Genomic DNA, 21,438 nt, shown 5'->3' with positions numbered 1-21,438 from the left:
TGTTCACAGTTTCTCCATATCCCGGCTATGATCATCTCGTCGAGGTCGGCCCTGTGGTCCTGGATCGCGTGGGATGAGTCGTACGTAGGCCGGGTCGAGGCGAGCGGATCTGCCGACTGCCCGGATCAACGGCCCCAGTTCAGCTGACGGCCGAGGAGCTGCCGTAGTCGGTCGTCTTACGTCCCCGACCCGGTCCGGGGAGTGGTGCGTGAGAGCCATCTCATCAGCGTGGCCACGTCGACCGAACGCGCCCCCGGGCGGCGGGTGACGTCGACGTTCAGCACAGCGCTTTGTGACGCGACGACGATCGGACGGTCGTGCGGCTCCGCGGCCACCATCCGCCAGATGAACTCATCATCACGGACGCCGGGTGCGGGGATCAGCACCCGCACTCCTCGTGGCGCGGCGAGGGGTGGACGCCCGAGCAGGTCGACGTGATCGAAGACGCAGGTGATCTCGACGCCCGTCGGTTCGGCGCGTTGCGAGAGCCGCTCCAGCAGCCTCATCGGCCCCTCGTCCGGCGGCAGTTCGCCGTAGGCCTCCATGATGACGCTGTGGCCGTCGACGATCAGATGTGCCCGCGGCGATGCCAGCACTCGGTCCAGGGCGTCGTCATGGGTCGAGGCACGCGGGGGGTGGTGCTCGAGGCGCAGGACTTCCACGTCGGCGCCCAGTTCGGGGAGGGGGCGCCGTGTCGTGTCCTCCGTGATGACGAGTCGTACGCCGGGCAGAGTTCGCAGGGGGTCGACCAGTTCGGCCAGGATTTTGCGGCGCCTGCTGGTGGACACCTCGTAGAGGTGGTCCAGGAGCACGGCCACCGTGAACGGGGCCGCGGCCAGTTGGGACATCACCGCCCTCGAAGCGTCGCCGGGCAGAGCGAGCTGAGTGGCCAGACTCGCCCACAAGCCGCTGATGTCGGGTGCGGACCTGATCGTGGCAGCGTTGAGGAGCACGGTCCTGAGGCGCCCGATCGGTGCGCGCCCCGCGGCCTCGGCTTCGAGGAGGCTGCGTTCGAGCATCAGCAGGAGCACCGACTTGCCGGTGCCGGCAACACCGTTCACGATTCTGGGCCGGTGGTCCTCCGGATGCCGCAACAGCCAGTCGGTCAGGGCCTTGAGCGCCTCTGCCTGTTCTGTGCGAGGGAGGGTTTCGGCGGGGAGCGGGCTCAGCGGCTCCGGCAGGTGGTGGTCGGGGAAGAACCGTCGGAACGCGAACCAGGAGGTGCTCGGGCTCAGGGTGATCATCGCGGGGTCGCTCACCCCCGGGTTCTGGTCCACCATCCTCGTGCGGATGCGCGAGGCGAACTCCATCAGGTCGTACGGGGCGACGAAACCGCGTCTCGTCCTCGACAGTTCCACGGTCAGGCCGCGGGCGAAGTCGCTCCCCGAGTGGTCCGCCAGTACCTGCCGGCAGGTGAGCACCCACAGAGGCGGGAGGCTGCCCGCGGCGACGGGAGGGTCGACGAGAACAGCCGGGAAACTGGTGTCGAGAACGAACATCAAGGCGCCCGGATGCCCGGCGAAGGCCTGGTGCAGTCGAGAGATGGTGATCCCGCTGATCCTCGATCCGGTCTGCTCGCTGTCGGAGGTCAGCAGCGTGGCCTCCCTGCCCGAGCGGGCTGTGCGACCCGCGAAATAGACGACCACCGATTCGGCCTTCGCCGCGCTCTGGCTCGCCGCCCACCCCTTGATGGAACGCAGCACGGTCGACGCCGCGGGGTCGTTCGCGAGTTCGGGCAGGACGGTGGTGTATCCGAGTGCCTCGAACTCAGTGCGAACCCTGGCCACGTCCTCGGCCACGCCTGCGAACCGTGTCGGGGGGCCGCCCCGGATCCGTGAGACGCCGATGGTGATCAGGACGTGGCGAACGTTGCGGCTTCGCTTGGAGGTCGGGGGCTGGGTCTGCGAGACGGTCACGGTTGGCACGACGGTGCCTGCCGCGCCCGGCACCGCGTCCTCGGCCGAGGCCGTTGGCCGCTGCGGGGCACGGGTCTCTGGCGCGGGCAACGGAGTTGTCGCCACAACCGCCGACGCCCTGCGCCGCCGACGGCGGTTCACCAGGCTCCGTACCTCCGCCCAGTGCCGGGCTCCGGCCGGCAGGAGCAGGGGGCCTGCCGGATCGGCGATCGCCGCCGTGAAGCGTGCGGACCCGGCCGGCAGGTTGCGTTCGACGTAGGCGGAGACGTTGGCGACGACCTGATCGGCCTCGTCCCGGCGCAGGGTGCTGAGCAGCCGCTCGCGGATGCCGGGCGCGAACTCGTAGGCCTGCTGCAACGGGTCGGGGTCGGTGTCGCCGCCGGGCAGCCTGCGCAGGACGCCGCTGTACACGATCGCCGCCAGATCCGACGGCGGACTGTCCGGAAGCATGACCGACTGGACCAGCCGCATGACGGCGAGGTTGAGCGGTGCCGCGGACAGGTAGGCCGCGAGCCGGAAGGGTCCCGGTTGTGCCTGCGCCAGGAACTCCTCGAAGCTGACGGGCGCTTCGGCGGGCGGCGGTGGGAGGGCGTCGGGGGCTGCGGCCCCGGCGGCGGGCAGTCGTACGGCCGCGCCGTCGAACTCGCCGACGCCGGCGACGGCGCGGGCCCAGGGGGCGAGCCACTCCGGGCTGAGGGCCAGCACCGGTACGGGGATCTCGCCGGGTTGCGGGGTGCGGGAACCGAGGGCGTACGGGGTGAAGTGCAACCGGGTGGGCAGGCCGTCGGCCTGGCTGCTGCGGAAGCGTCCCGGCTCCGGTGCCAGGGCCGTCTGCCCCCACAGGTTCTCGGGCAGGGTCTGAAGGACGGCGGCCGGTCCGCTGCGGGCCCACAGGCGGAGTGTGCCGCGCAGGCTTTCGCCGCCCCAGCCCGGGGCGACCCCGTCGGTGAGGACCAGGGTGACGGTGCGGCCGGTCGGGTCGCTCACGGTTGCGGGTGAGCGCAGTGTCCCGCGCGGCCCGGTCGAGAGCCCGGGCGTGCCGTCGGGTTGGCGGCGCAGCCAGTAGGTGCGGATGTCCCGGAAGGCGCCGAGTTCCCGCAGTACGCCGAGCAGTTCGCGGCCCAGCGGTTGCCACAGGGCGGCGCTGTCGCCGTGTGCGTCGATGACGAGGACGAGGTCGAGCCAGCGGTCCCGGGCGGGGACGAGGACGGGCAGCCATCGGACTTCGTGGGCGATGCGGTCGGCGGTGGCGTCCTCGTCGACGACCAGACGAGTCCTCGACGGCACGCGGCGTTTGAGCGGTCGCAGCGATCTGCCGAGGGCGCGTCGGTGCGGGAGCGCGGGTGCCGCGGCGACGCGGACGGGAGAGCCGGGGTGGAGCAGGGCGTGCCCTTCGGCCGGAGTGTCGGTGTCCGGCAGGAACAGGCGGTCGCCCTGTTCGTCCGCATCGCCCTCGGAGGCTTCTTCGGGGGAGCCGTCCCCCGCCCCCGTGGCGGCAGTCGACGTCGGGGGTGCGTCGGCCGAGGCGTCCGGGACGGGCAGGTGCGGTCGCACGACGGCCCCTTCGGGCAGCTGGGCGGCCAGCCACAGCAGCTCGGCGATCTCACGGGGACCGGCGGGCGGCCCCTGCGGGTCGAGGGCGCCGAGCAGCGCGCCGAGTGCGGGAGTGCCGAGCAGCGCTCCGAGCGCGGGGGTGCCACGGCCGTCGTGCGTCACTCGGCGGGTGCCGTCACGTTCAGATGCTGGAGCACCAGACGCGCGATGCCGCCGGGGTCGGGTGCGCCGCCCTGGACGGTGCGGCTCATCAGGTACACGGCGTTGAGGAGTTGGTCGGTGGCGAGTTCACCGGTCGCCGCCCGCTCCATGAACAGCCGGATGATCTCTTCCGCCTGGTCGTCGGCGCCCGGCAGGTGGGCGCGGACGATGGCCCTCAGGCGTGGCTCGTCCTCGCTGAGGGAGGGCAGGTGCAGGCGGATGCAGCGGCGCAGGAAGGCGGGCGGGAACTCGCGTTCCCCGTTGCTGGTCAGGATGACGAGCGGGAAGGCCCGGCAGCGGACCATGCCGCGGTGCACGCGGATGTCGGGGCCGCCGCCCGACGGCCTGATCATGACGGTTTCGTGGGTGTCCGCGGCGCGTGCCAGTTCGGGGATCTCGAACCCGCCCTCCTCGAAGACGTCGAGGAGGTCGTTGGGCAGGTCGATGTCGCTCTTGTCGATCTCGTCGATCAGCAGGACGCGAGGCAGCGCGTAGGGGGCCAGCGCGGTGCCCAGCGGGCCGAGGCTCACATAGCGGCCGAGATCCGTGGGCCGCGGTTTCGCGGGCCTGGCCTGGCGCGCAAGGCGCTGTGCGGTTGCGGCCGTGCGGTTCCCGGCGAGCGCGTTCGTGCGGTCGGCGGCGAACCCGGCCGCACGGTTCCGGGCGAGCCCGGCCTCCTCCAGGCGGCCCAGCGAGTCGTAGCGGTAGAGCCCGTCGCGCAGGGTGGTCTTGCTGTTCACGGGCCAGCGCAGCACCGAGCCCAGTTTCAGTTCGCTCGCCACCGCGTCCGCGAGGGTCGACTTGCCGACGCCCGGATCTCCGGTGACCAGCAGCGGCCTGCGTACGTACAGCGCGGTGTTCACCGCCTCGATCGTGCTGTCGTCGGCCTGGTAGGCGGCCGCCTTGGGCAGGCGGAGCCGGCCCTGTGCGGTGGGCGTGCGGTCGAACGGCACCACCGGGTCCGTCTCGTCGCCGAAGTCGCGCCACGGCGGGGGAGCGGGCAGGCGGTCGATGCCGTCGTGCGGCTCACCGACGCCCTGGTAGATCCTCCACTCGCTCAACGGGTCTGTCCTTCCTCGACGGGTGCGGCCGGGACCAGGGCGGTGCGGGGTATCCGCCGGCTCGGGTCGTCCCACAGGACGACGACCCGGCCGCCGATGTGGTCCCCGTCCTCCGGGTCCTGCTGGGCTTCGTTGCGCAGTCTGCGAATCCGGCCGGGGACGTCGTCCCGCGTGGTGTCGGCGAGGGACTCGCGCGCGCGGGCCAGGAAATCCGGCCGCGGACAGGCGTCCCGGCCCGGTATGCCGCAGGGGCTGTCGCAGACCGAGGCGTCGGGCGTCGAGTCTCGCCGCCACACCATCATCGGCACTCCGGAGGTGAGCGCGACCGTGTAGGCGTCGCCGACGGGTGGCCGGCTCGGTGCCCCGGCCAGTGCCAGCGCGGCCAGGGCCGGATCCAGGTCGAAGGTGGCGTCGAGCGCCCCTTGGCGCTGGCGGTCCCGTCCGCAGACGCAGACCAACGCCTCACCCACCCGCCTGCCTTCCAGGCGGCGCCAGCGTTCCTCCCAGACGGCGTGCAGGCGCGGTGTCTCGTGACGCTCCAGCGGCCGTACGACGAGGTCGTACTTGCCGCCGAGCGACCAGAAGTCGAAGTCCGGCCACAGCCGCCACGCGGCGAAGTCCACGTCGACGACCTCGCGCGGCAGGATCAACTCGATCAGGCCCCGGTTCCGCGGGGTGTCTCCCATCAGGTCGATCTGTGCGGCCAGCAGGCCGGCGAGCCGGGCGAGGGCCTCGTCGAGGGGGAGCGCCGAGGTCTCGGGCGCGCCCGGAACGATGTCGTGCTCGGACCGGAATCGCCACACCATGACGTGGTACAGGCTTCGGTCCCGCAGCGAGTGGCGGACCCTGCCGATCACGGACGGTCGGCGGGCCGGGGCACCGGTGTCCGCCAGCCGTTCGCGGGTCTTGTCGGCCAGTCCGATCCGGCCCGCCACGACGAGGACCTGATCGCGCAGTTCTCCTGCGGCGCCGTCCATGGCAGCCGGGGGCCTGGACAGTTCGCGGGCGAGGTCGGCGCAGAAGGCGATTTCGTAGGGGAGTTCACCGGCGGGCGGGTCCGTGCGGGCGGTCAGTTCCGTGTAGACGTCGTGGTGGGTGAGCAGCGGCCGCTCGGGCAGCGGGGTGCCCGGTGGCGCGGCCTTGAGGAAGGCCGCCGCGTGCGACCCGACGGCGTCGCGGGACTTGGGCAGTGCGGACAGCAGCGAGAGGAAACGCCGGTCGTCCGCGCGGTACTGGGGTGCCTCGTCGTCGTGGACGCGCTCCACCTGGTCGGACAGGTCGCGCCAGCGCCGGTCGTCCTGGTGGAAGCGGTCGTGTGCGTCGATGACGGTCCGGTACACCTCCGGATCGAGCAGCCGCAGCGCGTCGACCGTCACCGCGTATCCGCCCATGTCGGAGTCCTCGAGACGCGTGGCCTTGACGACGGCGCACACGGCGCCGCTGGTCAGGTCGAGCACGGGACCGCCGGAATGCCCGGGAGGGATCTCACCCGCCACGAGTTCGAGGAGGGGTCCTGCCGGGTCGTGGGTACGGCCCCCCGCGGTCAGTGTCACCAGGCGTGGCGCGGGGGAGCCGAGCCGGAGCGTGTCCGTGTACCCCGTGGCCGCCAGCGGCGCGCCCGGCGACGGCCAGGTCATGTCGAGCCATACGCAGGGATGGCTGTCGGGTGGTTCGAGGAGCTCGACGATCGCGAGGTCGGGGAACGCGTAGAGCAGACCGCCTCGTTCCGGGCTGTCCGCCGATGCCGCCCTGACCACGGCCTGGTACTCCTGCCCGCACCAGTGGACTTGAGCGGGCGGGCCCGCCTCGCCGCCGGCGACGTGGGCATTGGTGAGGACGAAGCCGGGGGCGACGAAGAAGCCGGTTCCCTCGGTCGCGCCGTCGACGAACACACGGCATCGCTCCAGCAGTTGCTGGAGGGCGGCGACCGGATTGAATCCGCGCATGACGACCGAGGGGCGCTCAGGCGGTGACGACGGCGCGGAGGTGCGTCATGCCTGGCCGGGGGAGGGTGCCGTGACGGTCGGTTGGGGCTGGGGCTGCGCGGGGACGGCCGGGGTGGGGGTCGTCGTCCACTTCAGCGCGACCTTGAAGGTGGCCTTCCCGCCGACGCCCGTCAACGCGGCGACCACTCCGTGCTTGCCCGCGGCCAGTTCCAGCCCGAACTCGACGTTGACCTCGTCGGGCTTGGCGTTCGCGACCGCGGCGCGGACGTTCTCCGCCACGGCGTGCAGTGACTCCTGGAAGCCCTCGATCCGCTGGACGACCTGGTCGCCGATCCCGGTGTCCCGCGGGCCGCGACCGGCGGGGCCGTCCACCATGGCCCAGATCACCTGGCCGTCCGGCATGGCGAGTTCGATCGGCTGCGGTGCCAAGGTCCCCCCTCGGTAACGGCGTTGCGGTGAAGCTGCCGGAGATTCTAGCCGGAGTCGATCTCGACGTGTGGCCGGAGGAAGCGAGAGCCCTGTTTTCGTGGGTGCCGCCTCCCGGATAATCCGGCCGGCTCTATCCGCCGGCCCTACCCGTGGCGGAGGCTCGAAAAGCAACGCCCTTTGACGAACGCGACAGCGGACGGGTGTGCGTCGACAGCCCGGCCCGCACGGGGTCCGACTACAGCAAGTCGGCCCGCAGGGAGGAAGGTTGCGGGAAATTGGTGAAGACACCTTCATGCGCCCGCATTGTCGGCGGTGTTCTGTCGCGGGAATTACCGGCGGCGGATAATCTGGACGGCCTTGCCGCTGAGAGGTGAGGCGACGCATGGGCCAGGGGGAAGCCATGGGGGAGCGGATTCAGGAGATCAGGCTGCCGGACGGCACGCCCGTGCTCGCGCGCCTGACGGTTCTGCCGCTGACGCCTGACGGCGCGAGCGCTCAGGGCGAGGGCGAGGGCGACGGTGAGCAGTACGACGCCGAGCCGTACGAGGGCGCGCCGCGCGACGGCGACCCGCGCCAAGGAGGGCCGTACGAGGCCGAGTCGTACGACGGTGAGCAGTACGACGACGTCGGCACCCTGGACGCGATAGCCGGGCGGGTGCTCGGGCTGCGTTCCCTCATCACCGGTATCGGCGCCTCCGTCCACGACGCCGCCAAGGCAGTCAAGCCGGACGAGATCAGTACCGAGTTCGCCGTCGAACTGGCCCTCAAGCCCAACAAGGCCATCGCCGCCGTCCTCGCCGACGGGGAGGCCAAGGCGTCCTTGACGGTCACCCTCACCTGGCACCTCGGCGGGCGCGACGCCGGCGGTGAGCAGGGGACGGATGCCTGAGCCCGCGTCCACGGGGGCCGGCCGGGCCCGACGGGCGCTGTACGGGCTGGCGCAGGCCGCGACCGTGCGGATCATGCCGCCGGACGACCATGGGCCGCAGGGGTGGGGCAGCGGCTTCTGTGTCGCCCCGGGATGGGTGTTGACCTGCGCCCATGTCCTGATCCGCCGGGACGCCGACGGGGTGCGCCGCTGGATGGGCGACCGGGTGCGGATCGGGTTCCAGGGCGGAAAGCGGTGGAGCGGCCGGGCGGTGTACGCGCTGCCGGGCCCGAAGGCCGTCGAACGCTGGGCGGCCCAGGCGGACGCGCTGGCCGCCAACGAGCAGGCCCTGTACCCGGATCTGGCGCTGGTCCGGCTCGACGGGGGCTTCCCGGAGCACGACTGCGTGTGGCTGACCGACCGGTCCGATCCCCCGCTGGGGCCGGTGGGGGACGAGACCACCGCGTTCGGCTGGTGGTTCGACCTGATCAGCGGCCAGTGGGAGGAGTGGTACGGCCACTGCGGGATCGCCGGCCGCAACGGGCGGAACATCTTCCGGCTGGGCAGCGGCAGTTCGGTCCCCTACGGGGTGTCCGGGGGGCCGGTCCTCGACGCGGTGCGCGGCGAGGTGGTCGGGGTGGTCAAGGCGAAGCGGCGGGGCCTGGACGGCGGGATCGCGGTGCAGTTGAGCGCCCTGCGCGCACTCGACGGTGCCGCACCGCTGTACGGCTCCGGACTGGGCCCCCGCCCGTACGCCGCCCTGCTGCGCGCGCACGACCGGTGGCATCACGCACGCCAGGATCCCCGGGACTCCGGAGGCGGCGAGGTCCGGGAGACCTGGGCGGACGTCCAGGCGGAGCTGGGCAGCAGCGTGTTCGGCTGGACGCCGGTGAGCCGGCTCAAGGCGCTGGAACTGCTGTCCGCGCTGCCGCCGCCCGACGGGCCGGACGCGGTCGAGGGGCGGGTGGCGCTGGCGCTGGGCGGCCCCGCCCTGCTTCGGCTGCCCGAGACGGAACCGCTGCTGACCTGGCGGGACGGACATGGCCAGCTCTACGATCCCGCGGGGCTGGCGGAGAAGCGGGTGTTCCTGCACTACCTGCTGCTGGCGGCGGGAGACCACGCAGACGCGGCGGCCCGCGCGGCCCGCGAGTGGGCCTGGGCGGAGGCGCGCCAGCTCCCCGCGACCGAACGGGTCCAGCTCGCCCGGTCGATGCCGGAACAGATCCCGACCCTGCTGCTGGAGATCGAGGAGACTCCCTTCTCGTACGGGGAGAGCCCCGCGTTCCACTGGTGGCTCCGGCTCGTCCGGGACGGCGGTGACGCCCCGGTGCTGCTCGACAAGGACGAGAGCGGGGACGGCGTGCCGGCCGGCCGCCTGGCCGACGTGCTGAAAGTGCCGTTGTACCGGGCCTTCGAGGCGCATCGCGCCGCCCGTCGCCTCGAAGTCGCCCTGCCTCCCGAGTACTTCGGCACCCCGGTGCACAACTGGCGTCTGTCGGGGGACCAGAGTGCCCCGATCGGGGCGCTGCGTGAGGTCGTACTGCGCGACGTGCTGCGCCGGGGGATGCGTCAGGACGACGAGCCGGAGCCGGACGACGCGCAGCGCCAGAAGAGCGCGAGCGACTGGCATCTGCGCTGGGCCGCGTCGAACGGCAGCCCGCTGCGGCCCCTGTACATCCCGGAACCCGGCCGACCGGGCCGCCCCGGACGTTCGGCCCACGCGCTGGCGGGGCAGATCCCGGTCCTGTGCCATCCGGCCGGGCACCCGGAGGGCCGGCTGATGCTGCAGGACGTGCTCACCAGCGGCCACGGCATCGCCCTGTGGCGGATCGGCGAGCACCAGGACCGTGCCTGCGGGGAGGAGTGCGTGCGATTCCGCGGCGCGGCGGCCCGGTTGATGGAGCGGACCCCTGCCGGGAGGCTGCCGGCGCGGTTGCTGCGCTGGCGGGCGGAGGCGTACTGGCGCGGCGACCCCGAGGCGATGGCGCTGCTCGCGCTCCTGCACGACGATCCGACCCGGCCGCTGCCGGCGCATCAGGAGGGGCCCGTCGAATCGCCGGGCGTGGACGCGCCGTGACGGCGCGCGCCGGTCGTGAGCGGGAGGACGAGCACGCGTGCGCCGCGCGTGCGGCCCCCGGGCCCGGTCACGATTCATAGGCCGGAATGTAGGGCGTTTCCGCTGTGCCACGGGGGTTAACCTCATAAGGTCACTACCTGTGTTCCCGCCCCCTGCCCGAGGTTCAGCCGCCCCCGAACACCAGCCCCGACCGGTCCTATTGTGACGAGGAGCCCGACGTGAGCGAGTGGCTGATCTACCGCGGAACCGGAGAGCCGCACGACGGGATGGACCGCATTCCGGCTCCGCCGCCATGGCGGAAATTCGACGGCGGCCCCCTGGTCGAGCCCCCGGAGGGGATCGGTACGGCCTCCACCCGCAGGCTGGGCGTGAACGCCGGCGGCGCCCGGCTCCACCGGCCCCGCGCGGAGGAGCTGGAGCTGATCAACGCGGCGCTGTATCTGCGCCGTCCCCTGCTGGTGACCGGCGATCCAGGCTCGGGCAAGAGCACCATCGCCCACGCCGTCGCCCACGAGCTGGGCCTGGGACGCGTGCTGTACTGGCCCGTCGTCTCCCGTACGTCGCTGCAGGACGGGCTCTACCGCTACGACGCCATCGCCCGCCTCCAGGATGTCCAACTGGCGCGTACGGAACCGGCGTTGGAGGCCGGAGGCGAGTCCGACCCGGCCGCGGCCATCGGACGGTACGTGCGCTTGGGACCGCTGGGGACCGCGCTGCTGCCCAACAAGCACCCCCGCGTCCTGCTCGTGGACGAACTCGACAAGAGTGACATCGACCTGCCCAACGACCTGCTGAACGTGCTGGAGGAGGGCGAGTTCGCCATCCCGGAGCTGGAGCGCATCGCCGACCGGGTGCCCGAGGTGCAGGTGCTCAGCGACGACGGGCGGCGGGTCACCGTGCGCGACGGACGGGTGCGCTGCGCGGCCTTCCCGTTCATCGTCCTGACCAGCAACGGCGAGCGTGACTTTCCCGCGCCGCTGCTGCGCCGCTGCATCCATCTCCAGCTTCCGCCGCCCGACCGGGAGCGGCTGGCCGCCATGGTGCGCGCCCACTTCGGTGAGACACCGGGCGGGACCCGCACCGCGGACGAGATCATAGAGATGTTCCTCGACCGGCCCTCCGGCGAAGTGCGCGCGGCAGACCAGTTGCTCAACGCCATCTACCTCGCCCAGATAGCCGCCCCCGAGGACCTGGGCGCGCGGACCCGCATCGCCGAACAGCTCATGCAGCCGCTCGACCGTACGAGGTGAACGGCGTTGTCCGCGGGGGGCATGGCCGACGACGGCGCCCAGCAGGAGGGCGCGCTCGAGCAGTTGATCGACCGCATGCGCGACAGCGGCCTGCGGCCCGACGCGCGCGGAATCGCGGACGCCCTGTGGCTGTCCCGCTGGCTTCCCCCGTCCGGGGAACCGGCCGCCGGAGCGGGGACCCCGGAGCCCGTTCAGGGGGGCGCACCGTCGCCGACGGGGCTCGAACGAACGGTTTCGGCCATCGATGGATCGGAATCGTTCGCCGGTGGTCGCGACACGACGACCGCCGCCCTGCGCATGGCCTCTCCGCAGGGCACGGAGGGCCGTGTCGACGAGGACCAGCCCACCCAGCTCGTCCGCGTCCCGACCGCCACCGCGTTCTCCGGGCTCCTGCCGCTCCAGCGTGCTCTGCGCCCCCTGCAGCGCTACCGTCCGCCCACTCCACCGCGCCGCCGGGAGCTGGACGAGAACGCCACGGCCGATGTCAGCGCGCGCTGCGGGCTGGTGGTGCCGGTCTTCCGAGGGGTGCACCGCAGGGAGACCACCATGCAGCTGCTGATGGACGTCTCGTCGTCCACGGTGGTGTGGGAGCAGCTGCTGGAGGAACTGCGCCAGGTCTGCGAACAGATCGGCGCCTTCCGCGATGTGCACGTGCACTTCCTGTACGACACGAACCCCCAGTACGCGCCGTACGCCGACGCGGGCACCGGTTCCGTCGCGGGGCCCGGCCCCGCACATGTCACCGGCCTGTCGGTCGGTGCCCGTCCCCCCACCGGGCATCCGGGCCGGCTGCCTCCGCTGCGCCCCGCCGACCAGTTGCGTGATCCCACCGGACGCCGCCTCACCCTGGTCGTGAGCGACTGCGCCGGGCCGCTGTGGCGCAGCGGCCGCGCCCAGCAGCTGCTGTACCACTGGGCGAGAGTGGCCCCGATCGCCGTCGTGCAGCCGCTGCCGCAGCGCATGTGGGGGCGCACGCATCTGCCCGCGCGCCCCGGCACCCTGACCCGGCGTGCGGGCGGCGACGCCCTGGGCGTCGCCGGGTGGGGCTTTCGTCCCCGCCGCGCCCAGGACCGGCCCGGGCGCGGCTCGTCGTCGGTGGCGGTGCCCGTGCTCAGCCCGACGAGGCCGGCGCTGGGGGCCTGGGCACGGCTGGTGGCCGGCCCGGCGGTGGCCGTCCCCGGGTCGGCGGCGGCCTGGGTGTACGCCGATCACCCCGGCGCCCGTGCGGGCTCGGGCGGCGCGGCCTCGAGCGATCCGGCCGCGCTGCTGGACGCCTTCAACTCCGCCGCGTCACCGGCCGCCCAGCAACTGGTGGTGTACTTCTCCGCCGTCCCGCTCGCCCTGCCCGTGATGCAGCTGGTCCAGCGGGCCATGCTGCCCCAGACCGGCCCCGCCGAACTGGCCGAGGTGCTGCTGGGCGGCGTGCTCACCCGTGCGACGGAGGACGACGGCGCGGCGGACGGCGGCCCGTGGTACACCTTCCGGCCCGGAGTCGGCGAACTGCTGCTGCGGCGGCTCGGCAGGGGCGAGGCGGCGCTGATCCTCAAGCACTGCTCGCGGTACGTGGAGCACCACTTCGGCCGCCGGGCCCGCAACTTCCCGGCCCTGGCGGCGGCCTACCTGGCCGGCTCGGTCCCGGCGGACGAGACCGACTCGGCGGTGGCGGCCGCGGGGGCCGACGAGGCGCTGCCCCCGGTGTCGCAGGTGCCGCAGTCGTTCGCGCACGTGGCGCGTCAGGTGCTCTTCCGCTTCCAGCCCCGCCCGCCCGCCGAACCGCGGCCGGTCCCCGACAGCGCCGGCGCCGACCCCACCCCCGTCTGGCGGCAGCGCGTCGACCAGGCACTGGGCCAGTGGCGGCGCGATCGCCTGGTCAGCCATCTCCTCCAGGCGGTCCAACTGCTGCGCGACCCCCCGGAACCCGCCCCCGACAGCCGTGCCGAACTCGCCGACGTCCTGATCACCCTCTGGGACGTCACCCACGACCCCCGTGCCCTGGCCGAGGCGGAGGAAGCCGCGGTGGCCGCCGTGGCCGCCGTACCGGGGCCGTACACCTCGTACGTGCGCGGCCGGGTCGACCGGCGGCGCGGCGACGACCATCTGGCCGCCGGCCGCGCCGCGGAGGCGGGCCGGGCCTTCGCCGACGCCGACGCCCGGCTCGCCGAGGCGGTCACGGGTCTTCTGGCAGCCCTCCAGGGCGGCTCCGGCGATCCTCGGGCGGCCCAGGACGCGGTGCTGGAGCACACCGACGTCCTCGAGCGCCGGGCCAGGCTCGGCGACGACCCCGGCGCCCCCGGCCGCGCCCTGGGCGAGCTGACCGGTCTGCGCCAGAGCTGGCCGCCGGGCCGTCAGGTCCCCGCCGCGGTGCTCTCCCGCCGGGCCCGTCTGCTGCTCGACCTGGCCGCCGCCGGCCCGGCCGGGCGCGCCGACGCCCAGATGGCCGTCGCCGAACTGGAGGCGGCCGCGCGCACCCTGGACGGGCCCGCGCTCGTCCCCGTCCTGTTCGATCTCGCGCGGGCGTACGAGCGTGTCGAGGGCGTGACCTCCGAGGCGGCCCTGGACGTCCTGTACCGTGCGCTGCGCGCCGCAGCGGGTTCCGACGCCGTGGAAGCCGACTGCCGCCGCCGCCTCGCGCGCAGCCTGCGCGCCCGCTGGGACGCGGGCGGTGATCGCAGCGAGCTCGCCCGAGCGGAGGAGAACGTGGCCATCGCCCAGAACGCGACCCGGGGCACGCCCGAGCACCCCGTGCTGCTGACCGAGTGGGGTGACATCCTGGTCGAACGCGTCCTCGCCGAAGCCGCCGACCCGGCCGAGGCGGCCCGCGCGGCCGGTGAGGCCGTCCGGGTCCTGCGTGAGGCGCTGCGCGAGACCCGCGAGTCCGACCCCGCCCTGCCGGGGCGGCGGGTGCTGTTCGGACACGCCCTGCACCTGCGGTACACGCACGGCGGCGCCCTCACCGACCTGTACGAGGCCGAGTGGGTCCTCGGCCTGGCCGCCCGCCAGGCCGTCAACGCCGACGACCACACCACCGCCGCGAAGGCGTGGCTCGAACACGGCGACGTCCAGCGCCTCTTGAGCGGCCGCATGGAATCCGCCGCCGCCTCCTACCTCCACGCCGCCGACGCCGCCCTGGAGTCCACGGCCCCGGACGCCGCCGTCCTCGCCGCCCGCGCCCACCACCTGCGCGGGGAGATCCTGGAAGCCGTCGCCGGACGCCCGGAGGCCTTGGACGCCTACCGTGCCGCCTGGGAACAATGGCGCGTCGCGGGCACCGCCAACGGCCCGCAGGCCGCGCTCACCCGGCGGCGCATCCTCGAACTCGAACGATCCGACAGGGGCGACGCGCCCGGGAGCCACGAAGGAGGACTTCAGTGAAGCTTGGGGTTGCCGACCCGTCGGCCCCGTCGCCCGGCCCGGCAGGCCTGCCGGACTTCACGGATGTGGATCTGGCCGGATGCGCGGGGTCGGAGCATCCGGTGCTCTCCGGCGTGGCGCGCAAACTGCTGCCACGAGCCGAGGAGGCGCACGCCTCCACCGTCGTGGCGTACTACGAGGACAGCCCCGAGGCGATGTGAGGCTCCGCCCGGACCCGGCGGCACGGGCCGCGACGGCGCCGTGACCGGGCGACCACGGGGCCGTGATGCCGGTGACCGCGGCTTCGTAAACCGGGCAACTACCGCTCCCTAATCGGTCAGATCCTGTCCCTGGGGGTTTGCCGCGCGCGCTCGGGCACCATGTCGCTCTCGTCGTACGACGCGTCGCGCACCACGGACCGAACGGGGGAAGGATGTCGGACGGGACCGTTCCGAAGGCGGCCGCGCAGCCGCCGGACCACTCCGTCGCCCCGTGGCCGCACCGCACGCTCGACGTACCGGCGCTGCGGGCCCGAGGACTGCCCCAGGTCCCCTTCCGTCAGTTCGTGCTCAAGGTCAACAGCCGCTGCAACCTCAACTGCGCCTACTGCTACGTCTACAACGCCGCCGACAGCAGCTGGCGGGACCGGCCCACCCGGCTTGAGGAAACGGTTCTTCGGCAAGTGGTCCACCGCATCGCCGAACATGTCCGCACACACCGCCTCACCGACATCCGTGTCGAACTCCACGGCGGTGAACCCCTGCTCTCCGGCCCCGCGTTCCTGCCGTACTGCGTCGGTCTGATCCGGGACGCCGTCGGCGAGGCGTCCGCCGGCCGGTGCGCGGTCCGCGCCTCGGTGCAGACCAACGCCACCGTGCTCACCGAGCCGATGATCGGCGAACTGGCGGACTCCGGGATACGGATCGGGGTCAGCCTCGACGGCGGCACCCCCGCAACCAACGCCCGGCGCGTCGACCATCAGGGCCGGCCCAGCTGGCCGCGCGCCGCACAGGGTCTCGCGCTGCTCTCCCGCCACCCCGCCGGCTACGCGGGCATCCTGTCGACCATCGACATCGGGCAGGACCCGGTGGAGACCTACACCTCCCTGCTGCAGTTCGCTCCGGCCTCCCTCGACTTCCTTCTGCCGCACGCCAATTGGTCGCATCCCCCGCCCGGGCACGACGGCCGCTCCACGCCGTACGGCGACTGGCTGGCGGCCGTGTTCGACCGCTGGTTCGACGCGGACCGCTTCGAGACCTCGATCCGGCTCTTCTCCGAGATCATCGCTCTCCTGCTCGGCCTGCGCAGCGCCACCGAAGCCGTCGGCACCTCGCCGGTCGCCACGGTCGTCGTCGACACCGACGGCGCCGTCGAGCAGGTCGACTCCCTCAAGTCGGCCTACCACGGAGCCCCCGCCACCGGCCTGGACGTCTTCCGGCACAGCTTCGACGACGCCCTCGACCTGCCCGGGTTCGTCGCCCGGCAGCTCGGCACCGCCGCCCTGTCCGAGAAGTGCCGCTCGTGCCCCGTGCAGCGCGTCTGCGGCGGCGGCAACTACGCGCATCGATACCGGGCCGGACGAGGCTTCGACCAGCCCTCGGTCTACTGCGCGGACCTGGAGAGGATCATCCGCCACATCGCCGCCCGGCTCGCCACCGCCCTGCCCGACGGCGTCTGACCCGCAGCGAAATGGAGCCGTTTGACGACGCTTCAGGCCCCACCGAGTGGGATATCGTTCCGAGTACCACGCGTGCGCGTTCCGTGACGGAGGGTCGGATGTCCGGGCTGCCGAGTTTCACCATCAGCTACGCCGGATTCAACCGGCCTTGGGCGGTGTGGATCGCCGACCAACTGGAGCGGCTGGGGCATTCCGCCTACCCCGTCCGCTGGAACCCACCGGTCAGCACACCCCTCGCCGAAGCGCTGGAGGACCTGCTCACCGCGGGAAACCAGGTGGTGCTGGTGCTCGACGACTGGTACTTCCAGCTCGGCCCGCGCTCCCAGGGCGAATGGACCGAGGCGCTCCGCCAGGTCGTGCCGCCCAACGCCGACCGCTTCGCCGCCGTCAGCGTCGCCACCCAGACGCTCCCCACCACGGCCGTCGCCCTGCGCCCGGTGGACGTACGCGACCTGGAATCGGGCGAGGCGCGCCGCAAGATACTGACCCGACTGGGCGTGGAACCCACCGCGGCACCCGTGAACGGCGACCGTCAGGGTCCCCGCTTCCCCAACGACCGGCCCACCGTCTTCGGCTCCCCGCGCCGCAACCACCGCTTCACCGGCCGCGAACCGATCCTCGACCGGGTGCACACCCTCTTCAACCAGGGCCCCGGTGGCGGCCGCGTCATGCTCCACGGCACCTCGGGCGTCGGCAAGAGCCAGATCGCCGCCGAGTACGCCCACCGTTTCGGCAACCACTACGACGTGGTCTGGTGGGTCAACGGCTCGCGCCGGGTGACCGCCCGTGACGACTTCGCGAGACTCGCCCAGGAGATGAAGCTCACCGTCGGTGAGTCCGTCGGCGAGCGCATCCGTGCCGTCCACGACGCCCTGGTCCGCGGCACCCCCCACCGGCGCTGGCTGGTGATCTTCGACGGCGTGGACGAACCCGAGGACATCCAGGTCGCCGATCTGCTGCCGGACGGACCGGGCCATGTGCTGATCACCACCCGCACCCGCGACTGGTCCTCGAGCGGTGACGCGGAGACGATCCAGGTCGAGCCCTTCGACCGGGACGAGAGCATCGCCTACATCCGCCGCCGGGCCAAGCGCCTGACGAACGAAGAGGCGAGCGACCTCGCCGCCGCCGTCCAGGACCTGCCGCTGCTCCTCGCCCAGACCGCCGCGTACCTCGAGGCGAACCCCGCCATGCCGGCCCGCGACTACGTGGACCAGATCCGGCAGAACCCGACGAACGTCGGCGTCCAGTACGCCGACTACCCGATGAGCTTCACCACCGCGTGGTCGATCACCTTCAACACCCTCAAGGACAAGCACCCGTCCGCGGTCGAACTGCTCAAGCTCTTCGTGTTCTTCTCGCCCGACGCGATCCCGGTCCGGCTGATCCAGACCACCCGCCCCGACAACCTGCCGGAGAACCTCGCCGACCTCGCCGCCGACCCGCTGCGCTGGAGCGCCGTTCTGCAACACCTCTCCGACGCGACCGCCGTACGCCTGGACTACCAGAGCACACCCGAGGTGCCCGCGGTCGAGACCGTGCAGATGCACCGGCTCTACCACACCTTCGTACGCAACACTTTGACGCCGGACCAGCACGACAGGATGGAGGCCACCGCCCAACGGGTGCTGGCCTCGGCCACGCCCAAGTCGCCCGACGACACCCGGGAATGGGCCAGGTACGCGCAGCTCATTCCGCACCTGGAGTTCTCCGGCGCGCTGCAGACCACCGACCGCGCGGTCCGCGAACTCGTGAAGGACTGCCTGGAGTGCCTCAAGGCGCGCGGGGAGTACAGCAGCGGACTGCAGATCTGCGAGCCCGTCGAGGCACGCTGGCGCAGCGACCTCGGACCCACCCACCGCGACACCCAGGTCGTGACCCTCCAGCACGCCAACATGCTGCGCCGCCTCGGCCGTTACCACGCGGCCGAGTCGGTCAGCCGGTCGCTCGTCGTCGCCCTCGGCGAACAGGAGCCGACGAGCACCCTGGACCTGCTGCGGGTCGAGGACAACCTCGCGGGCACCCTGATGGGCCTGGGCGCCTACCCCGAGGCACTGCGCACCTTCGAAGCGGTGTGGGGGGTCTACCGCCGCGAACTGGGCGAGGAGGAAGTCCTCACCCTCCAGACCCGGAGCAACATCGGTGTCGCCCTCACACTCCTCGGACGGTACGAGGAGGCAGCCGAGATCCACCGGACCATCCTGGCCTTCCGAGAACGCAAGATCCGCTCCAACCACCGCCTCACCCTCCTGTCGGGCTACCGGTACGCCTGGATGCTGCGCCTCCTCGGCCGCTACCCGGAGGCCCTCTCCCGCCAGGAGCAGAACGTCCGCAGGCATCACACCGTGATGAAGCAGTTCCATCCGCAGACGCTGCTGGCCGAGCACAACCTCGCGCTGTGCATGCGCCGTTCGGGAGATCTGCAGGGCGCCGCCGACACCATGGGCAGCGTCTGGCGCCGCTCGGTCCAGGTCCAGGGGCCGACGCACCCGGACGCCCTGCTGGTCGCCGCGGACTACGCCACCTTCACCAGGGAGCACGGCGACCTCGACCTCGCCCGCGACCTCGCGGAGAAGGTGTCCGCCGACTTCCTGCGCCTCCTCGGCCGCGACCACCCCTACTCCATCGGAACCCGCGGCAACCTCGGCCTGGTGATGTGGGAGTCGGGTGAGCGCAGCGAGGCGCTCAGCTATGCCGAACGTGCCTTCCACGACATGGCCCAGGCCGTCGGTGACGACCACCCCTGGGCCCTCGGCTGCGCACTGAACGCCTCCGGTGCCCGCAACCGCGTGGACGACGAGGAAGGCGCCCACGCCCTCAGCGCCGAGACCCTGGAGCGCGCCAAGCGGGCCCTGGGCGACACCCATCCCCTCACGCTGTCCTGCAAGGCGGCGCTCGCCGACGACCTGCGCGCGCTGCGTCGCACGCAGGAGGCCGGCAAGCTCGAACAGGCCGCCCTGCAGAGCCTGTCCGAGACCCTGGGCAGCCAGCACAGCCACACCCTGTCCGTACGGCGCCGCGAGCGGCCCTACTGGGACTTCGAACCGCAGCCCACCTGAGGAACGGCGCCCGGCCGGTCCGCGGTCGGCGTGCGGGAGCGGACCCGGTGGCCGTGTGCTGCGGTCACGGGTGCCGCGGTGGTGGTGCGACGCGGTCACGGGTGGCGCGGTGGTGGGCGTGACGCGGTCACGGTGTGAGGAGGACCGCGCCGATGCTCTCGCGGCTCTCGACGGCCGCGTGCGCCTCGGCGGCCCGGTCCAAGGGGAAGAGGCCGTGGACGCGGGGTACCAGTCCGCCGGCAGCGGCGGCGTGGAGCGCCTCCGCGGCGTCCTCGCGCTGTTCCCGGGCGGGCTTGGCGAAGGCGATGCCGAGCGCGCCGACGATGGTGAGCCCGCGGCGGCCGATCTCGTGCGCGTCCAGCGGCACCCAGGTGCCGGACGTGAATCCGTAGGAACCGAACCGGCCGCCCCCGCCCGCGGTGGCCGCCAGGGCCGCGGTGCCGATGCCGCCGCCGACCGCGTCCAGGGTGACGTCCGTGCCGCGGCCTCCGGTCGCCGCCTTCACCTCGGCGGCCCACCCGGGAGAGGAGTGGTCGACGACCACGTCGGCGCCGAACTCCCGCACGGCGGCCGTCTTTTCGGCGCCGCGCGCGGAGCCGACGACCATGCCGGCCCCCGCCGCCTTGGCCCGCTGCACCAGGAGCGAGCCGATCCGCCCGGCCGCGGCGGTGACGAGCACCGACTCGCCGGGGCACAGACGGACCGCGGACAACAGCCCCACGGCGACGGCCCCGGCCTGGAAGACCGCGACCGCGTGCTCCAGGGACAGACCCTCGGGCACGGCGTGGACGTTGCCGGAGCCGGCCAGGGCACGCTCGGCGTAGCCTCCGGTCATGCCGACGGTGGTGGCCACGACCCGCCTGCCGAGGAGGGCCGGGTCGACTCCGGTTCCGACGGCCGCGACCGTGCCGCCCACCTCGAGCCCCGGGACGTAGGGCACGGGAAACGGATAGCGGCCCGCCCGGACGATGATGTCGCCGTAGCCGACACCGGCCACTTCGACGTCGACCAGTACCTGGCCGTCGGCCGGGGCCGGCTCCGCCGTCTCCTCGACGCGCAGAACCTCGGGCGGCCCGAACCCGGTGACACGAACGGCTCTCAACTGGGGCTCCTCGCTCGCTGATTGACACCCGCACCCGAGCGGGACACCCTGTCCCGGATGAGGCGGCCTGTACGGTTCCAGCGTTGTCAGGCCTCGATCGTCCGACAAGCCTCAGACCGTGCACGGTGCTGCGTAGGTGTTCCGAACGGGACAGGGAGGCCGATGTGTCCCAGCCCGGGACCGGCCGCGTGACCGAGAACCTGCGGGTCCGGCGCACGCGCAAGCTGTTGCGGGACGCCCTCGTCGAGCTGATGGAGGAGCGCGGCTTCGACCGGCTCACGGTCGGCGAGATCACCGGCCGGGCGATGGTCAGCCGGTCCGCGTTCTACCGCAACTACCACGACAAGTTCCACCTCGCCGAGCAGATCTTCGACGACGCGATGGCCGCGCTGCTGGGCACCGTCACCGACGACACAGCGACCCGTTCCCCGGCCGAGCGATGGGTGGCGTTCTTCGAGCACATCGACCGCTACCACCGCTTCTACGGGGTCCTGCTGAGCAGGAAGGGCAGCCCGTGGTTCGCCACGAAGATGCGGGCCGCGCTGACGGACATGGTCGAGCGGCACCTCCGGCCGCCGGCCGAGGGTCGTGCGCCCGCGGACGACGGGGTGCGGGGCGGCGCGTCCGAGAGTCTTCCCGCGACCGTGCTGGGGGCGATGTTCACGCAGTCGGTCACCTGGTGGCTGGAACACGACCGGCCCTGCCCGCCGGAGGAGATCGCGGCCCGGTCCGCCCGGCTGGCGGGGGCCGTCATCGCGGCGGCCAACGGCGGGGCGGAGTCCGCGGGCGCATGACCGTGAGCCCACCGCGGGCTCACGGCGGGGGGTCGTACTTTCGGCCGATCCGGTCCGGCCATCGGGCCGATCCGCGGCGCTCCCGGCCGACCTAGCGTGAAGTGCTGTGCGGTCGCCCACCGGCACCGCCCGACACCCCACGTCCTCGACCC

The 21,438-nt window shown here is 72.9% G+C and carries 13 protein-coding genes; 8 read left to right on the top strand and 5 right to left on the bottom strand.

The genetic code is table 11. From position 1 onward, the window contains the following. Positions 1–176: 176 nt before the first annotated feature. The 4 genes from WN71_RS32765 to WN71_RS32750 are packed head-to-tail and all read right to left on the bottom strand — an operon-like array spanning position 177 to position 7,107. Positions 177–3,632 (bottom strand): SAV_2336 N-terminal domain-related protein, encoded by a 3,456-nt coding sequence (locus tag WN71_RS32765; RefSeq protein ID WP_052743202.1) that lies wholly within the window; start codon positions 3,630–3,632, stop codon positions 177–179. Beyond that, the gene (locus WN71_RS32760) at positions 3,629–4,732 is read right to left on the bottom strand and encodes an AAA family ATPase (protein WP_046591903.1); all 1,104 of its coding nucleotides are present in this window, start codon (positions 4,730–4,732) and stop codon (positions 3,629–3,631) included. Before WN71_RS32760 ends, WN71_RS32765 begins: the two co-directional genes overlap by 4 nt. Further along, a complete protein-coding gene (locus WN71_RS32755) occupies positions 4,729–6,678 on the bottom strand; it encodes a VMAP-C domain-containing protein (protein WP_046591904.1) in 1,950 nt (649 codons plus the stop codon). Before WN71_RS32755 ends, WN71_RS32760 begins: the two co-directional genes overlap by 4 nt. A 45-nt stretch (positions 6,679–6,723) precedes the next feature. Next, a complete protein-coding gene (locus tag WN71_RS32750; RefSeq protein WP_052743203.1) occupies positions 6,724–7,107 on the bottom strand; it encodes a CU044_2847 family protein in 384 nt (127 codons plus the stop codon). 400 nt (positions 7,108–7,507) lie between these two features. On the opposite strand from WN71_RS32750, the gene WN71_RS32745 reads away from it, so the two are divergent. The 7 genes from WN71_RS32745 (at position 7,508) to fxsT (ending at position 19,390) form a co-directional block, all read left to right on the top strand. After that, on the top strand, positions 7,508–7,996 hold the full coding sequence (locus tag WN71_RS32745) for a CU044_2847 family protein (protein ID WP_046591905.1): 489 nt from the start codon (positions 7,508–7,510) through the stop codon (positions 7,994–7,996). Further along, positions 7,989–10,052: a VMAP-C domain-containing protein gene (locus WN71_RS32740; protein ID WP_046591906.1), complete on the top strand. Its 2,064-nt coding sequence runs from the start codon at positions 7,989–7,991 to the stop codon at positions 10,050–10,052. Before WN71_RS32745 ends, WN71_RS32740 begins: the two co-directional genes overlap by 8 nt. A gap of 218 nt (positions 10,053–10,270) precedes the next feature. Continuing rightward, entirely contained in the window at positions 10,271–11,302 is a 1,032-nt protein-coding gene (locus WN71_RS32735) for an AAA family ATPase (protein ID WP_046591907.1), read from the top strand. Positions 11,303–11,323: 21 nt separating this feature from the next. Further along, complete coding sequence (locus WN71_RS42050) at positions 11,324–14,674, top strand: SAV_2336 N-terminal domain-related protein (RefSeq protein WP_046591908.1); 3,351 nt, start codon at positions 11,324–11,326, stop codon at positions 14,672–14,674. Continuing rightward, positions 14,671–14,874, top strand: coding sequence for a YxD-tail cyclophane-containing RiPP peptide (locus WN71_RS32725; protein WP_046591909.1), 204 nt, complete (start codon positions 14,671–14,673; stop codon positions 14,872–14,874). The genes WN71_RS42050 and WN71_RS32725 overlap by 4 nt, the downstream gene beginning before the upstream one ends. A 212-nt stretch (positions 14,875–15,086) precedes the next feature. Continuing rightward, positions 15,087–16,331, top strand: coding sequence for an FxsB family cyclophane-forming radical SAM/SPASM peptide maturase (locus tag WN71_RS32720; protein WP_046591910.1), 1,245 nt, complete (start codon positions 15,087–15,089; stop codon positions 16,329–16,331). A gap of 98 nt (positions 16,332–16,429) precedes the next feature. After that, a complete protein-coding gene (gene fxsT / locus WN71_RS32715) occupies positions 16,430–19,390 on the top strand; it encodes an FxSxx-COOH system tetratricopeptide repeat protein (RefSeq protein ID WP_046591911.1) in 2,961 nt (986 codons plus the stop codon). A gap of 127 nt (positions 19,391–19,517) precedes the next feature. Here fxsT and WN71_RS32710 read toward each other — a convergent pair whose 3' ends face one another. Beyond that, the gene (locus WN71_RS32710) at positions 19,518–20,492 is read right to left on the bottom strand and encodes a zinc-binding dehydrogenase (RefSeq protein ID WP_046591912.1); all 975 of its coding nucleotides are present in this window, start codon (positions 20,490–20,492) and stop codon (positions 19,518–19,520) included. A 164-nt stretch (positions 20,493–20,656) separates the two neighbouring features. Here WN71_RS32710 and WN71_RS32705 point away from each other — a divergent pair, with 164 nt between their 5' ends. Continuing rightward, on the top strand, positions 20,657–21,286 hold the full coding sequence (locus WN71_RS32705; RefSeq protein WP_046591913.1) for a TetR/AcrR family transcriptional regulator: 630 nt from the start codon (positions 20,657–20,659) through the stop codon (positions 21,284–21,286). Positions 21,287–21,438 lie beyond the last annotated feature (152 nt).

Origin of the sequence: Streptomyces mangrovisoli (assembly GCF_000974985.2) — a bacterium.
In the GTDB taxonomy this organism is placed as follows: domain Bacteria; phylum Actinomycetota; class Actinomycetes; order Streptomycetales; family Streptomycetaceae; genus Streptomyces; species Streptomyces mangrovisoli.
The sequence above is the reverse complement of the archived record's forward strand: the minus strand, read 5'-3'. Positions and strand labels throughout refer to the sequence as shown.